Source organism: Nitratireductor sp. GISD-1A_MAKvit, from assembly GCF_040819555.1.
In the GTDB taxonomy this organism is placed as follows: domain Bacteria; phylum Pseudomonadota; class Alphaproteobacteria; order Rhizobiales; family Rhizobiaceae; genus Nitratireductor.
In genome coordinates this window covers 1,667,302-1,683,486 of sequence record NZ_CP161920.1, presented here as the reverse complement: position 1 = coordinate 1,683,486, position 16,185 = coordinate 1,667,302, and the positions used below count along the sequence as shown (strand labels likewise).

Below are 16,185 nucleotides of genomic sequence, written 5' to 3'. Positions count from 1 at the left end.
AGAGACATGAAAGATCTGACGCCAAGAAAAGAAGAGCTGGATCCCATCGAGATCGCCTCACGCGATGAAATCCGGGCTCTGCAGCTCGTGCGCCTCAAATGGTCGTTGAACCATGCCTATGAGAATGTGCCGCACTACAGGAAGAGCTTTGACGCTGCCGGGGTTCACCCCGACGATCTGAAAGAGCTATCCGATCTCTCGAAATTCCCCTTCACCGTCAAAACGGACCTGCGAGACAATTATCCCTTCGGCATGTTCGCCGTGCCGCGCGAAAAGGTGGTGCGCATTCATGCTTCGTCCGGAACCACCGGCAAACCGACCGTGGTGGGCTATACGGAAAAGGACATCGACACCTGGGCGGAAGTCATGGCGCGCTCGATCCGCGCATCTGGCACACGACCCGGCGATGTCGTGCATGTGGCCTATGGATACGGGTTATTCACCGGCGGGCTTGGCGCGCATTATGGCGCGGAACGACTGGGCGCAACGGTTGTGCCGGCCTCCGGTGGCATGACGGCACGCCAGGTCACCCTGATCGAGGATTTTCAGGCGCAGACCATTATGGTCACGCCCTCCTACATGCTCTCGATCTTGGATGAATACCGGGCACAGGGGCTGGACCCGCGCAAGAGCCCGCTGCAGGTGGGAATTTTTGGCGCCGAGCCGTGGACCAACGCCATGCGCGCCGAAATCGAAGACGCATTCGACATGCATGCCGTCGACATTTACGGCCTGTCCGAGGTCATGGGCCCGGGCGTGGCCAATGAATGCGTGGAGACCAAGGACGGGCTGCACATCTGGGAAGACCACTTCTACCCTGAAATCATCAATCCCGAGACGGGCGAAGTGCTGCCGGACGGCGAAATGGGCGAACTCGTGTTCACCTCGCTCACCAAGGAGGCCTTCCCCATCGTGCGCTACCGCACCCGCGATCTGACACGACTGCTGCCGGGTACGGCGCGCTCCATGCGCCGCATGGAAAAGATCACCGGACGCTCCGACGACATGATGATCCTTCGTGGGGTGAACGTGTTCCCTACCCAGATCGAGGAACAGATCCTCACGATCGACGGTCTCGCACCGCATTTCCAGATCGAGCTCACGCAGGAAGGCCGCATGGACGCGATGACGATCCATGTGGAGATGGCCTCGCTTGAAGCAGAAGAGGATGTTCGCCTTGCCGCCTGTCGCCAGCTCGGCGATCGCATCAAGGATGTGGTCGGCGTGACGGTGCGTGTCCACGCGGCCGATCCCGGCAGCGTGGCCCGCAGCCAGGGCAAGGCCGTGCGGATTATTGACAAACGAGCAAAACAGTGACTTTGCCGGTCATTCCGACACATCCACGTTTCAAGGGATTCTAATGGCCCGCACCCGCGCCAAGGACTATGACGACAAGCGCGATGCCATGCTGCATGGCGCTGCGCGCATTTTCGCACGTGACGGCTATGACCGCGCCTCGATGAACCAGCTAGCGACCGAACTGGGGGTCTCCAAGGCGCTCCTCTACCATTACTACGCCTCCAAGGAAGCGCTGCTCTTCGACATCATCGAAACGCATCTTCAGGAACTGGTGGAGGCGGTGGAAGAGGCGAATGATCCGGGGGCCGAGCCCCATGCACGGCTCGAACGGCTGGTGATGGCCCTGCTCGAGGCCTATCGCGACGCCGACAACGAGCACCGCGTTCAGCTTGCCGGCCTCCAGCTTCTCCCCGAGGCACAACAGGAACAGCTGAAGGCGCTGGAGCGGCAATTGGTGGCGATCTTCGCCGAGGCGGTGCGTCAGGTTAATCCCGCGGCCTTTGACAACAGGCCGCTTTTGAAACCGGTCACCATGAGCCTTTTCGGCATGCTCAACTGGTTCTACATGTGGTTTCGCGAGGATCGCGGCATCTCGAGGCAGGACTATGCAAGGCTCGCGACTCATCTGCTTGTGAGCGGCGTCTCCCAGCTCGACTGACGGACTTGCCCGTCCCGCGTTCCCATGGCATTTGAATCGAATGGATGTGCCGACCGAACCAGCCGAAACAGCCCTTGCCGGACTGATCGATCGCCTGCATCAGCGCGGGCGCGTCCGGGTCTGGTCGCTGGTCATCACACTTTTTGGCGATGCGATCGTCCCGCGCGGCGGCGAAGCGCCACTATCCAGCCTGCAGAATGTGATGGCGCATCTCGGCATCGAGGCAGGTGCGCTGCGAACCGCCATGTCGCGGCTTGCCAGCGATGGCTGGGTGGTGCGCGAAAGACGTGGGCGAAACTCCTTCTTTTCTCTCGACAGGCACGGTCAGCATGCTTTTGACCAGGCCACACGCCGCATCTATGCTGCCGGCCCGCCTGACTGGGACGGTTCGTGGACTGTCGCCATTGCCCCACCTGGCAGCAATGGGAGAGCCCGGGACGATCTGCTAAAGGATCAGGGCTTTCTGAGAATAGCCGACAGCGTCCACCTTCTGCCACGCACACTCAAACAGGAGGACAGCGAACCGCCTCTGAGCGATATGCTTGTGATCCACGGTACAAGCGCCGAGCACCCCGAAATGGTGCGAACCCTGTGGCTCTCCGACGAGATCGCCAGCGCCTATCGTGAGCTGATTGCGGAGTACACGCCGCTCGCCAGAAGCCTTGCCCTTCGCCCTCTTCCAACCCCGATCGACGCCATGGCCGCGCGCACCCTGCTTATCCACGACTGGCGGCGCATCGTCTTGCGCGATCCGGGCCTGCCAATGGCTCTCTTGCCACAGGACTGGCCGGGCGAAGAGGCGCGGCTTCTGGTACGCGATCTTTATCAACTCCTGCTGCCTCAAAGCGAAAGCTGGCTCGACCAGGCCAATCTGCCGCCACTCGTGGATGCAGGCACATTCCATCGTCGTTTTGGCGATTGACCTCATCCTTCAGGCGAAAGTGCCAGGATCACCAGGCCAAGGATCGTGAGGACGGCACCTGCCACCACGGAGAGGCTCGCCCAGCCATGGCCGAGCAGCCCTTCGAACAGAATGATCAGTGTCGGGGTAAGGTAATTGTAGGCCAGCACCTTGGAGGCCGGCAGCCTGAGAGCGGCGAACTGGAGCAGGAAAAACGTACCCGCCGTTGTGAAAATCGCAAGATAGAAGATCGCGATCCAGGTGATGGATGGTAAGGCGGACCAGTCTGTCGCGGCGATTTCACTTACCCCGTAAAGGCCGATCAGTATGCCGGTCGCGAGCAGCGTCCAGAAGGTAAAGGCAAAGACAGGTTCGCCGCGATTGTAGAGCCGCACCAGAGAAGCATAGGCGGCGTGCGCGACCACTCCGGCGAAAAAGATCATTTCCCCCTCGCCCAGATCGAAACGACGCATGGCCTCCAGATCCCCGTCGAAAATGACCCAGACTGACCCCAGCCCTGCAAGAATGAGGCTTGGAATGACAAGCCCGCGCGGCACCTGCCGCAAAATGACAAATCCAAAAAACGCGCTGAGCAGCGGCATGAGCGTGAACACGGCACCGGTTGACACCGGGCTTGTCATGCCAAGCGCCATGAACATGGTGACGAAATAGAACGCCATCAGCCCACCCAGCACCAGAAAGCGCCATGGGGCTTTGGGGAACGGTAGTGGCTGTCGTAAGACCAGGCGTACCATCAGCGCCATAAAGACAATGCTGATAAGAAAGCGGGCGGCATTGAGCGCCACCGGACCAATATGCGGCGCAGCAAGAGAGCCCAGCGAGAAGGAGCCTGCCACCAGTGTTGCGAAGGCAAGCATGGCCAGATGCCCCTGCTTCTTCTGCAGGCCCGTCGCACTCGTGCGATGCGCATCCCGCCGCGCCGTTCTTGCTTGCAAGCTCTCAGCCAACATATCCCCCCAAACATGCTTTGACCCTAAAAGAACAGCCCGCAAATCGAAACCGATTTCCGGGCTGTCTGGCAAAAACACGTCCTTTGGCTCAGTCTTTTCAGGCTAAGGCAAGAGCATCATCTTCGATGATCGGGTGAATCGAGCGGAACGGAATGGCAATCCGGTTCCATACATTGATGAGGCCAACCAGAACGGAAAGCTGCACCAGTTCCTCCTCGGTAAAATGCTGCAGCATCTCCTGGTAGAGCCCATCCTCAACCGGTCCGTCGGAAATCTTCGTCAGACGCTCGGTCCATGCAAGGGCCGCACGCTCACGGTCGGTGTAGAGTGGAGATTCACGCCACGCAGACACCAGGTGCACACGCTGTTCGCTCTCGCCATCCCGCCTTGCTTCGCGCGTGTGCATGTCAACGCAGTAACTGCACCCGTTGATCTGCGAGGCGCGGAGATTGACGAGGTGGATCAGCCCTCGATCAAGCCCGGAATCGTCGATCGCCTTTTTGAGGTTCAGCACCGCCCCTATCAGCTTCGGCGCTGCCTTTGCGTAGTTCAGTCGTTCCTGCATTGGAAGTTCCTCTTATTGTAACAATTGTTCAGCTCTGAGGGCGCTGGTGGCGCTCTACAAAGGCGCACCCAAAGGCGAGCGAACGGGGATCCGCGCTCGCCTCATAATCGGAAATCACATCGGAAAGCCGCGTCTTGCGAAGCTCGGCCCGCCAGGGCCTGTTCGGCTCGCAACATGGCACTGTTGATCCCACACGGCTTTGCATAGGCCTGTGGCTCCAGAGCCCCCGGCCCGCGTTGACGAATTTCCGCACAGCGAAAGGCGGGCTTCGGCCCCTCGATGGCCAGCACCACATCAAGCAGTGTCACCGCATCGGCAGAGCGTGCCAGGCGGTATCCCCCATGCGGCCCCGGTACAGATTGCAGTATCCCCGCGGCTGTGAGCTGCTTGAGATGTTTCAGGAGATAGCTTTGCGAAAGCCCGTGATACTCGGCCAGCGCACCGGCGGGCATTGTCCGCCCCTCTTCCAGCTGCGCAAGCAGAGTGGCGCAATGGATCGCCGCCTCGACACCGTCACTGAGTTTCATTCCTGTCTCCATATTGTGGATAATATATATCGTCGATATTTATCATCTACAATACAGGATTTATCGCTCGTGACATCTCCTGACAGGAATATCGAATTCCTTCACGCCAATGCCGCAGCGCAGTGCAATCAACGCGAAAGGGGCATCCCGACGAAGCGTAAGGCGGGCAAATGCCGCCCTACGCTCCGGTTATTCCGCAGCCAGTCTGGAAGGATTGTTGGGGTGCGTTGTCCAATTGGCATAGACGGGCTGAACCTTTTCACCCGTGCGCTTGTCGAGAGCACCGGCGGCCAGCGGCACCATGTCTATGCAGCCTTCCACCGGGCAGACATTGACGCATAAATTGCAGCCGACGCATTCCTCCTCGATCACCTCGAAATGGCGCTTGCCATCCACCATGGCGGTGATCGCCTGATGGGATGTGTCCTCGCAGGCGATGTGGCACCGTCCGCACTTGATACACTTGTCCTGATCGATCCGTGCTTTGGTGACATAGTTCAAATTGAGATACTGCCAGTCCGTCACATTGGGCGTTGCCCGGCCGATCACGTCATCGAGCGTGGAATGGCCCTTGACATCCATCCAGTTTTCAAGCCCTTCGATCATCTCCTCGACGATCTTGAAGCCATAGGTCATGGCGGCGGTGCAGACCTGAACGGTGCCGGCACCCAGCGCGAGGAACTCGGCCGCATCGCGCCATGTGGTGACCCCGCCAATGCCGGAAATCGGCAGGCCGGCAGTCTCGGCATCGCGCGCGATCTCAGCCACCATGTTGAGCGCGATTGGTTTAACCGCAGGGCCGCAATAACCACCGTGAGAGCCCTTGCCGTCAATAGTCGGCTCCGGTGCAAAACTGTCGAGGTCCACCGCCGTGATCGAATTGATCGTGTTGATCAGCGACACCGCATCGGTACCACCCGCCTGGGCAGCCCGTGCCGGCTGGCGCACATCAGTGATGTTGGGCGTCAGCTTGGTGATGACTGGCATGCGCGTATATTGCTTGCACCAGCGCACCACCATCTCGACATATTCAGGCACCTGCCCCACGGCAGCACCCATGCCACGCTCGCTCATGCCGTGGGGGCAGCCGAAATTGAGCTCGATGCCATCAGCTTCCGTTTCTTCCACCAGCGGGAGAATGGCTTTCCATGCGTCTTCCTCACAGGGCACCATAAGCGAAACGATCAGCGCACGATCGGGCCAGTTCTTCTTCACCTGCTTGATTTCGCGCAGGTTCAGATAAAGATCGCGGTCGGTGATGAGCTCGATGTTGTTGAGGCCCAGCAGCCGGCGATCAGCGCCCCAGATCGCGCCATAGCGCGGCCCGTTGACATTGACGACCGGTGGCCCCTCCTCGCCCAGCGTCTTCCAGACAACACCACCCCAGCCCGCCTTGAAGGCGCGTTCGACATTATAGGCCTTGTCGGTGGGCGGTGCGGAAGCAAGCCAGAACGGATTGGGAGACTTGATACCAACGAAATTGCTGCGAATGTCTGCCATGGGTTTCTTGCTCCTCAGCCGGCCAATGCACGGTGGATGCTCTCGGCTGCGTCACGCCCCTGCGCGACCGCCGAAACGGTGAGATCATCGCCGCCGGCGATACAGTCGCCCCCGGCCCAGACCTTTTGCATGGAGGTACGCCCTTCCTCATCCACCTTGATGCGACGTCCTTCAAGCGCAATCGATGTGCCGGAGCCGTTCAGGACCCCGGCCTCGAAAGACTGTCCGATGGCCTTGAAAACCTGGTCGGCGCGCAGGGTGAGGGTCTCGCCGGTGCCAGAGAGCTTTGCGCCCTTCAGCGCCGTGTATTCGAGCTCGATTCCGGTGACCCTGCCCTTGTCGGCAAGAATGCGCCGGGGCTGGAGCCAGTGCCGGATGACAACACCTTTGGAAGCGGCCAGATCCTGCTCGAACTCCGAGGCGTTCATGTGCTCCTGGCCGCGACGATAGCAGATCGTGACCTCCTCGGCGCCCAGAAGCCTCGCCTGTACGGCAGCATCGATAGCCGTCATCCCGCCGCCGATCACGACGACACGGCGACCGACCGGCATGCTGGCGAGATCCTGTGCCTGACGCAGATGCGCGATGTAGTCCACAGCACTCTCCACGCCTTCAACATCTTCACCCTCCGCACCGAGCGCGTTGACACCGGCGAGCCCCATGCCGAGGAACACAGCGTCGAAATCCCGGCTGAGATCACCGAGCGAAAAGTCGCGCCCGAGCGCCTTGCCTTCCTCAAGCGTGATACCGCCAATCGCCATCACATAATCCACCTCGGCCTGGGCAAACCCGTCCGGTGTCTTGTAGGCGGCAATGCCGAATTCGTTGAGCCCACCGGGCTTCGGTCTTGCCTCGAAAATGGTGACGTCATGACCATGAACGGCCAGACGATGCGCACACGCAAGCCCCGCCGGCCCTGCTCCGACGATGGCAACGCGTTTGCCCGTCGATGCCGCACGCTCATAAAACTGTGCGCCGGCCGCCATCGCCGCATCGGTGGCATAGCGCTGCAGACGACCGATCTGCACCGGCTTGCCCTCTGCCTCCTCGCGCACGCAGGCTTCTTCGCACAGCGTCTCCGTCGGGCAGACGCGGGCGCACATGCCACCAAGAATGTTCTGGTCGAAGATCGTTTTTGCAGACCCCAGCGGATTGTCCGTGGCGATCTGGCGGATGAACATGGGTATGTCGATAGATGTCGGACACGCCGTCATGCATGGCGCATCGAAACAGAAGTAACAGCGATCCGCCTCCACGGCCGCCTCATGGCGGTCGAGCGGTGGATGCAGGTCGGAGAAGTTCCTGTCGTACTCCTCACCGGAAAGGCGGCCGGCGGCGATGCCGTCCGCATAGAGACCATCAGCCATTCCGTATTCCCCTTTTATTATTGGGAAAAGGCTAACGCAGTTTCAATTTTTTATCAATCGGTCAAATTTAGCAGCGAAGCGCAACCCGTTGAAATAAAACATGATTACGAACGTCATATTTCATTCGATGTGTTTCGCACCGCATATAGGCATGTTCGGGAGCGAGCAGACAGCAGATCAGCGCTGGAAATCCTCAGTAGACTTCCAGAGAACTGATCTCGTCATTGTAGTAGTCGCGCAGACGAGGCAGGTCTCGCCGAATGGTTTCGCACCATCCGTTGAAATTGCTTCTCTCGCAAACACGCGCCTCGACGCCTCCTTCAAGACGCACGGACGAGATGCGGTTGTTCCACTCACGCGGCAGGCGCACCGCTCCGTCTCCTGCATCGAAACAGATGCCGGCACCGCGAAAGCCTGTATGCTCGAAGAAGCACGCTCGGCGTGATGTCTCGAAATCGGTGACATCGCCCCGCTGGCGACGGAGCACACGAAACGACGTGACTGCATCACCCCGCCGGAGATACGTCAGGTTGCGCGTCACAAGTGAACACCGGCCACCATACCCCGGACGCGAACAGATCTCGACTGAGGTGCGCTTTCCTACACGAATTGAAGCGACACGCCCGCGCCAGCCGCGCATCAGAACATGAGCCTGCTTCCCGATTCCCGCGCAAAAGCGTCGCCCCTTGAAACTCGGGCGGTCGTAAAAACAGACATTTCGAGGTGTCGGGCGCCGGTCTCCCCCAGCTCCTCCAATGGACTCGAAGTCGTTCTCCCGATCGCGCTGCTCGATTTCGCGCAGCACGAAGCGAAAGATTTCCAGCCCGATGACCGCGCCGATATCCGAAATCGGGCGATCTCGGTAACGCGGGCGGCTATCGCGCAGGTAGCGCGCAGAGACCCAGCCCTTACGCCTGGCAAATCCCACCTCACACCATCTATAGCGGTCGGTGCAGCGCAACGTCGAGACACGCCCGCCACGTGGGATCGTAAACACCACGCGGTACCGAACTCCGGGCCCGCTGCGCATATTGAGATCGGCTGTTGCGACGGCCTGCACGCTTCCTTGTGCTTGGGAAGAGGTCACAAAGGCACCCGACAGGCCAATGGTGACGCAAAGCAGCGACAGCAAGCGAACAAACCGAGAGGGCATGCGATTCTCCTTGGTGGACCCACAGACCGCAGCAACGTGCTGCAAAATCCGGGGAACATCCAGAAAAGATCGCGTAAAATTGGCGGTATGAACCTTCAGCGTGGCTTCTTGCCGAAAACCCGGACGTATTCCTCGACACCGCCCTTGGCGAGCGCCTTGGCCTGTTTCACCCAGTCATCACGCTCGATGCGGCCTTTGAACCTCAGATGGTCGTCCACCCAGTCGCGCTCGGCCTTTTTCCAGGCTGCGATCTGCGCAAAGGTGTAGATACCGAGATCATTGAGCCGCGCCTCCAGCTTCGGCCCCACACCGGAAATCAGCTTCAGATCATCGGGTTTTGCGGGCTTGCGGATGCGGGCGGGTCGCGCGTCTTTCGCCGTCTTTGCAGTTGCCGGCTTCACGCGGGTGGATGTGGCCTGACGCCCTGCCCCCGCTTCGGCCTGTACCCGTTTCGGCGAGGAAGAGCCCGGCACCGCCGACAGGCCCGCCGCGGAAGCCCTGACGGGTTTTCGCCCCCCGGCTATCGGCCGGATTTCGCCCTTTGCCTTCGGTTTCTGACTGGCCGCCTTCGCCTTCCCCTGCCGGCGCGCGGGTTTGGCGGTTTTCCGCGGCGCATCGAAACTGATCACCGGTTCCATGGATTTCAACGTTTCGTCACCCAGCCAGCAAAGGCTGAAATGTCCCTCGCCCAGATCCTTCAGCGGCGGCACCTCGCGCTCGCATTTGCCGCCTGGCACCTGGTCCTTGTAACGGCATCGCGTCTGGAACGGACAGCCGGATGGCGGGTTCATGGCCGAGGGAATGTCGCCTTCAAGCACGATATGCTTCTTGCGGACAGACGTATCGGCAATCGGGATCGCCGAAAGGAGCGCTTCCGTATAGGGGTGATAGGGCGGCGCGAAGATCTGATCGGTCGTCCCCTGCTCCACGATATGGCCGAGATACATGACCACAACCCGGTCGGCCAGATAGCGCACCACGGACAGATCGTGGCTGATGAACAGCATGGTGGTCTTGTTCTTGCGCTGAATGTCCATCAACAGTTCGGTCACCGCCGCCTGCACGGAAACATCGAGCGCGGAGACGGGCTCATCCGCCACCACCACCTTGGCATTGCCGGCGAAGGCGCGGGCAACGCCGATGCGCTGCTTCTGCCCGCCCGATAGCTGGCGCGGCATGCGATCTGCAAAGGCGCGTGGCAGTTTTACGAGATCAAGCAGTTCCAGCATGCGCTGCTTTCGGTCGGCCAGCGTGTTGCCAATGTTGAATTTTTCCAGCGTGCGCACGATCTGCGAACCAACCGAATGGCTGGGATTGAGTGTATCGAACGGGTTTTGAAACACCATCTGGATACCGGCCACTGTGCCTGTATCCCGGTCTTCGACAGGCGTAGACTGAATGGGCTCGTTTTCGAGCACCACTTCGCCATCCGTTGCCGTTTCCAGCCCGAGAAGCACCTTGGCGAGAGTCGATTTTCCGCAGCCGGATTCGCCCACTATCGCCACCGTTTCGGATTCTCGCGCCTCGAAGCTGATCTGCTCATTGGCCTTGACGGTCTTGGTGTCACCGCCGCCGAAAATGCTGTTGGCAGCCACGTGATAATATTTCTTCAGATTTTCGATGCGCAGCATCGGCTTGCCGGGTGCGATCGGTTCCTTGTCTTCCAGCGCGCCTTCCGGCAGCGCATTCCAGTCGATCTCATCAAAACGCAGGCAGCGGGAATGGTGCCGCTCATGCCCTTCGACCGGCAGCATGGGCACCTCTCCGGCATCGCAGAGACCTTCCTTGAAATGCTGGCAGCGCGGGCCGAAATTGCAGCCCTTCGGGCGCTCATGCGGCAGCGGCAACTGGCCGGGGATGGCAATCAGGGGCCTCTCATTCTTGTCGGCACCCGGCAGCGGAATGGAGCGGAAGAGCCCCTGCGTATAGGGATGGCGCATCCGGTCGAACACGTCTTCGACGCGGCCCATCTCCACCGCCTCGCCTGAATACATTACGGTTACACGGTCGCAGGTCTCCAGGATAAGACCGAGATTGTGCGACACGAAGATCATCGACGTGCCGTATTTCTTGCCCAGCCCCTTAACCAGTTCGACGATGCCCGCCTCCACCGTCACGTCGAGCGCTGTCGTGGGCTCGTCGAGCAGAAGCAGTGCCGGCTTCGACAGAAGCGCCATGGCGATCACGATGCGCTGCTGCTGTCCGCCCGAAAGCTGGTGGGGATAAGACCGCATCATGCGTTCAGGATCAGGCAGCCGCACCGCCTCGACCATCTCCAGCGCCCGGCGCCACGCCTCGTCCCTCGAGACTTTGTCGTGGATGAGCGGCACTTCCATGAGCTGCTGGCCGATCTTCATGGCCGGGTTGAGGCTCGCCATCGGCTCCTGATAGATCATGGCGATCTCGTTGCCGCGGATCTGGCGAAGCTCCTCCTCGCTCATCTCCGCCATGTCGCGGCCCTTGAACCTGATGCGTCCGCCGACGATCTGCCCGACATTGGAAAGATCGCGCATGATGCCGAGTGAAACGGTCGACTTGCCGCAGCCCGATTCCCCCACAATGCCCATCGCCTCGCCGGGCATGACCTCGCAGGAAAAATCCATCACCGCCGGGATTTCGCCGGCGCGCGTGAAGAAGGAGATGGAAAGGTTTTCAATCTCCAGGATCGGCTCGCCGCTTTTGTGGCCGCGTGTGATGCTGATGGCTTCGTTCATGGCGTCGCTCTCAGTGTTCATCTCAATCCTTCAGTGACTGCTCACGCAGCGCATCGGCAAGCAGGTTCAGCCCGAGCACGAAAGACATCAGGGCGAAAACGGGCGGCAGCGCCGGGTGAACATAGGCCCTGAGCAGACGGCTCGATTCCTTGATGCCCGTGCCCCAGTCCGGGCTTTCAGGCGCAAGGCCGAGGCCGAAATAGCCGAGCGTTCCAAGAAGGATGGTCGTGTAGCCAATGCGAAGGCACACATCGACAATAAGCGGGCCGCGCGCATTGGGCAGCACTTCCCACAGCATGATGTACCAGGGCGTTTCGCCACGCGTCTGGGCCGCCGCCACATAGTCCCGTGTCTTGATGTCCATCACCAGCCCGCGAACGATGCGAAACACGCCCGGCGCCGAGGCGAAGACAACCGCCACGAAAATGTTGAGCTGGTTGGAACTGATCGAGATGATGCCGAGCGGATCGGCATCGAACACCAGGCCCAGATAGGCCCAGCCACCGATGAGCAATGTCAGCGCAAGCTGGATCGCCAGAAGCCGCGGGCGGCTTCTGTAGCGCGTCCAGAAAAGCGTCACGAAGAACACGATCGGGAAGATGAAGAACACACCGGCCATCCATTGCGGAATGGGTGTTTCGCGGATGCCTGGCGTCACCAGAAGATAGAAGAGCAGAATGACCGGAAAGGCGAGGACCAGATTGGCAAGGAACGAGAGGAAACTGTCGATCCGCCCGCCATAATAGCCCGCCGGCAAACCGAGCGTGGTACCCACCATCAGCGCAAAAAGCGTTGCCGCAGGCGCAATGATCAGAACGATCTGGCTGCCATAGACCATGCGCGAGAACACGTCACGCGCCAGCCGGTCGCCGCCGAACAGAAAGGCCTGTCCGCTTTCCGGCTCAATCCCGCCAGGCAGAACATTCTTCATGATCGGAAACTGCGCCAGCGGATCGAACGGCGCCACCGTTCCGGCGAAGATCGCCGTGAAAAGCCAGAAGAAGCAGATCATCACACCGGCAACGCCGACGCCCGTCTCGAAGAGCTGCCCATAGAGACCAAGACGCTCGCGAAAACGAAGGCTGAAGAAAAGGATGATGGCCAGCGCGATCCACACCGGCCAGAAGCGTGCAAATACGCCAAAGATGATGCCCAAAATGCCAAGGGTTTCTACCTGCATCGCGCGTCCTCCCTATTGCACGCGAATGCGCGGGTTGAGATAGGCATAACCCACATCGGAAATCAGTTGCGTGGACAGCACCACGAAAACCGATACCAGCGAACAGCCTAACAGCAGATCGATGTCGTTGTTGCTTGCCGCCTCCACCAGCGTGAAACCAAAGCCCTGATAGCGGAACATCACTTCCACGATCACGACGCCGGTCAAAAGCCAGGGAAACTGCAGCATGATGACCGTGAAGGGCGCAATCAGCGCGTTGCGCAACGCATGATTGATCACCACGGCCCGGAAGCCCAGCCCCTTGAGACGGGCGGTGCGGATATATTGCTGCGTCATGACCTCAACCATCGAGGCCCGTGTCATGCGCGCGATATAGCCGATGCCGTAAATCGCCATCGTCATCACCGGGAGGGTGAAATTGTAGAAGGAGATGCCCTGACGGGTGGCCGTTGCAGCCGAGCCATTGAGCCATCCAAGCCATGAAGCGAAGATCACCGCAAAGATCACGCCCGACACATATTCCGGCGTTGCCGTGGTCGCGATCGAAGCAACAGAGAGCGTTCGATCCGTTCGCGTTCCCTCCCGCATGCCCGCCAGAACCCCGATCAAAAGTGCGACGGGAACCATAACCACCATGACCCAGAACATCAGGATGCCGGTAGCGCCAAGGGCCGGAAAGAGCTTTTCGGCAACAGGCACCTTGAACTTGGTCGAACAGCCGAAATCCCCCTGCAGAATACCACCGTAATAGGGTTCTGCCGGTTCATCGCAATAGGAAAACCGTGGCGAAGACACACCCGTTTCAGGGTCGATATTGGGCTGCTTTTGCACAACACCGAGCCACTGCCCATAGCGCAGGAAGAAGTTCTGGCGATAGCCATTCTTCTGCAGCCAGCTTTCCAGTTCCTCAGCCGAAGAACGCATGTCAAGCTGGCTGATTGCGAGCTTTTTAAGGTTCGGTTCCAGATTGACAAGAAAGAAAACGACAAGAGTCAGACACAGCATCGTCAATGCCATGACGCCCAGACGTCTCACGATAAACCCAAGCACGGTTTCCCCTTCCTCCGTTGGCGGAGGTTGTTATTGATTGCCTGCGCAAATGGGGGCCTTTTGGCCCCCACTTATGGTCCCGTCTTACCCCTCGTCGAGCCAGACCTTTTCGAGATCGATCTCGAAAGTCTGGTGCATACCGTGGTTTTTCACGGCCTCCACCGAGTGGTTGTATAGCTTGCGCCAATAAGGCTGAAGAATGATGCCGGATCCCTGAAGGATTTCCTCGATCTTCTTCATCACCTTGCGGCGGTTGTCAGGATTGGGGATGGCGAGCGCTTCCTCGATCAGCTCGTCGAGCTCCGCGTTGGAATAAGCGGATTCGTTCCACGCCTCGCCTGTACGGTAGGCGAGCGCCACCACCTGGATGCCCAGCGGACGCATGTTCCAGTTGGTCATGGAGAAGGGATACTTCGTCCAGTCGTTCCAGAAGGTGGAGCCGGGAAGGACCGTGCGCTTCACCTTGAAGCCGGCCTCGCGCAACTGGGCGGCGATGGCGTCGCCCGTGTTCTTGTGCCAGTCCTCATCCACGGTGATGAGCTCGTGCTCGAAATCCATCTGGCCGGCTTCTTCCATGAGCGCCTTGGCTTCGTCCAGATTGCGTTCCAGCTTCGGCAGCTCGGCATATTCGGGATGGATCGGGCAGACATGGTGGTTTTCTGCCACTTCGCCGGCATTGTTATAGCCGAGCGCCAGAACCGTCTGGTTGTCGACTGCACGCTGCAGAGCCCGACGAACCTTCTCGTCATCATAGGGTTTGTTGTCGACATTGGTGCGCGCCACGATCGTCGTGGCGGTGGTGACCTCGGATTTAACCAGCCCGAGTGAATCCAGGATGTCCACGAAATCAGCAGTTGTTTCGTAGTTGGTATGGATTTCTCCGGACTCGAAGGCGCTGACGGTCGCGGACGGATCCGTGCCGTAATCGATGAACTCGATGCCGTCGAGATAGGCCTCGCCACCCCACCATTTGCCGTCTTCGCGCTTCTTCAACTCCACGCGATTGCCCACCTCATAGGACACCAGTTCGAAGGGGGCCGGTGCCGATCGGGTTGGCAACAAAATCGCGCCCCGTTTCATCGAAGCTCGGATGAACGATCAGGGCCGGATAATCCGACATGCCGGGAATAATCGAAATATCGGGCGCCGACAAATTCAGCTTCACCGTCATGTCGTCGACCTTCTCGATCGCGCCCTCGCGCGCCTGTTTGGTCTCAGGATCGATAAGCGAAGCCATGCGTGCCGGCATGGAGTTGCCCTCAACCGTCTGATCACACCAGCGATTGAAGTTGTAGATCACATCATCGGCAGTAAAGGCATCGCCATTGTTCCAGGTAACACCGGGGCGCACATGCAGGATGTATTCGGTCGCATCCTCATTGACCTCCCAGCTCTCCAGGAGCTTGCCCTCGAAAGTGAAGTCGCGAGTGTACTTCACCAGCGGCTCAAGTGTCTGGCGCATCGCGTTGGCAATCTCTGACCAGTCGGCCGTTCGCGGGTCCTTCGGGTCCTTGATGAACATCGCAACACGCAGCGTTCCACCCTTCTTGGGCTCCTGCGCCATCGCCTGCCCCGGCGCAGTCAAGCCGAGCATGCCATAAGCGGCAGCCGTCGATGCGCCAAGCGCGCTTGCGAGCGCAAGAAACTCTCGTCGGTCCATCCTGCCGGCCCTCGCCTCGTTCGCCATTTCAGCGACGCGGGATGGCACCTTCTTGCCATTGCTCTTGAAAAACGTCATCGACGCACTCCCATTATCTACCGTTTTCGGTTCCCGATTAGCATTTCTTATCCCGCCCCCGATGTCAAAAATCCACAGGGTTCGGAAAGCAAATTCTGCTACTTATTCGACAATCGCAATGACGGATTTGCGACAGCACTGCCGTAAAAACTATACGAAAAGCCGATTTTACAACAAGAAGCACTTCACGGATCTGGCAGAGCCTGCGCCGCCGCTGCCAGCCGGTCCGTTTCCTAAACACCCGGGCCAATTGACGCTTTCATAACCACTTGCTAAGCGATCCGGGTTCGCTTGAGGTGCTCCGGCCGGTGTTCATCGTCCGGGGAAAAGGGAACACGGAAAGGTCATACCGAAATGGCCCAAGCCGTGGCTGCTCCCGCAACTGTGAGCGCTGAGGCTCCTCGAACGCCACTGGGTGCAATACCCGGGAAGGCGAGGCAGCCGATGAAGCGTGAGCCAGGAAACCTGCCTTGGGCCGTCACCGTCCGGATGCGGGATGCTTCCGGGGCTGTGGTTCTCGCAGTGGTGGCGATTGTCATCGCTGGCGGGGGGACAAAAGTCA

11 protein-coding genes, 2 pseudogenes and 1 riboswitch are annotated in these 16,185 nt (G+C 59.7%); of the genes and pseudogenes, 3 read left to right on the top strand and 10 right to left on the bottom strand.

The genetic code is table 11. The annotated features are described in order from the left end of the window. The first annotated feature begins 6 nt into the window (after positions 1 to 6). From paaK to AB2N04_RS09330, 3 genes are read left to right on the top strand one after another with little or no spacing between them, the layout of a single operon-like run. Complete coding sequence (paaK, locus tag AB2N04_RS09340) at positions 7 to 1,317, top strand: phenylacetate--CoA ligase PaaK (protein WP_367718515.1); 1,311 nt, start codon at positions 7 to 9, stop codon at positions 1,315 to 1,317. A 43-nt stretch (positions 1,318 to 1,360) separates the two neighbouring features. Next, positions 1,361 to 1,957: a TetR/AcrR family transcriptional regulator gene (locus tag AB2N04_RS09335; protein ID WP_367718514.1), complete on the top strand. Its 597-nt coding sequence runs from the start codon at positions 1,361 to 1,363 to the stop codon at positions 1,955 to 1,957. A gap of 40 nt (positions 1,958 to 1,997) precedes the next feature. Continuing rightward, positions 1,998 to 2,879 carry a PaaX family transcriptional regulator C-terminal domain-containing protein gene (locus AB2N04_RS09330; protein ID WP_367718513.1) on the top strand — a complete coding sequence of 294 codons (882 nt, stop codon included), beginning with the start codon at positions 1,998 to 2,000 and terminating at the stop codon, positions 2,877 to 2,879. Between the two features lie 2 nt (positions 2,880 to 2,881). Here the strand turns inward: AB2N04_RS09330 and AB2N04_RS09325 are convergent, their stop codons facing one another. The 10 genes and pseudogenes from AB2N04_RS09325 to AB2N04_RS09280 all read right to left on the bottom strand — a co-directional run bounded on the left by AB2N04_RS09325 (position 2,882) and on the right by AB2N04_RS09280 (position 15,623). Then, entirely contained in the window at positions 2,882 to 3,814 is a 933-nt protein-coding gene (locus AB2N04_RS09325) for a DMT family transporter (RefSeq protein ID WP_367718512.1), read from the bottom strand. Between the two features lie 112 nt (positions 3,815 to 3,926). After that, positions 3,927 to 4,394: a carboxymuconolactone decarboxylase family protein gene (locus AB2N04_RS09320; protein WP_367718511.1), complete on the bottom strand. Its 468-nt coding sequence runs from the start codon at positions 4,392 to 4,394 to the stop codon at positions 3,927 to 3,929. A 28-nt stretch (positions 4,395 to 4,422) separates the two neighbouring features. Beyond that, a pseudogene (locus AB2N04_RS09315) lies at positions 4,423 to 4,921 on the bottom strand (Rrf2 family transcriptional regulator). A 189-nt stretch (positions 4,922 to 5,110) separates the two neighbouring features. Further along, on the bottom strand, positions 5,111 to 6,421 hold the full coding sequence (preA, locus tag AB2N04_RS09310) for an NAD-dependent dihydropyrimidine dehydrogenase subunit PreA (protein WP_367718510.1): 1,311 nt from the start codon (positions 6,419 to 6,421) through the stop codon (positions 5,111 to 5,113). Between the two features lie 14 nt (positions 6,422 to 6,435). Continuing rightward, positions 6,436 to 7,788, bottom strand: coding sequence for an NAD(P)-dependent oxidoreductase (locus AB2N04_RS09305; RefSeq protein ID WP_367718509.1), 1,353 nt, complete (start codon positions 7,786 to 7,788; stop codon positions 6,436 to 6,438). Between the two features lie 193 nt (positions 7,789 to 7,981). Continuing rightward, positions 7,982 to 8,941 carry a peptidase inhibitor family I36 protein gene (locus AB2N04_RS09300; protein ID WP_367718508.1) on the bottom strand — a complete coding sequence of 320 codons (960 nt, stop codon included), beginning with the start codon at positions 8,939 to 8,941 and terminating at the stop codon, positions 7,982 to 7,984. A 95-nt stretch (positions 8,942 to 9,036) separates the two neighbouring features. Beyond that, positions 9,037 to 11,676 (bottom strand): dipeptide ABC transporter ATP-binding protein, encoded by a 2,640-nt coding sequence (locus AB2N04_RS09295; RefSeq protein WP_367718507.1) that lies wholly within the window; start codon positions 11,674 to 11,676, stop codon positions 9,037 to 9,039. Between the two features lies 1 nt (position 11,677). Then, entirely contained in the window at positions 11,678 to 12,835 is a 1,158-nt protein-coding gene (locus tag AB2N04_RS09290; protein WP_367718506.1) for an ABC transporter permease, read from the bottom strand. 12 nt (positions 12,836 to 12,847) lie between these two features. After that, entirely contained in the window at positions 12,848 to 13,885 is a 1,038-nt protein-coding gene (locus AB2N04_RS09285) for an ABC transporter permease (RefSeq protein WP_367718505.1), read from the bottom strand. An 84-nt stretch (positions 13,886 to 13,969) separates the two neighbouring features. Next, a pseudogene (locus tag AB2N04_RS09280) lies at positions 13,970 to 15,623 on the bottom strand (ABC transporter substrate-binding protein). A gap of 266 nt (positions 15,624 to 15,889) precedes the next feature. Continuing rightward, a riboswitch (cobalamin riboswitch) is annotated at positions 15,890 to 16,111 on the top strand. Positions 16,112 to 16,185: the final 74 nt, after the last annotated feature.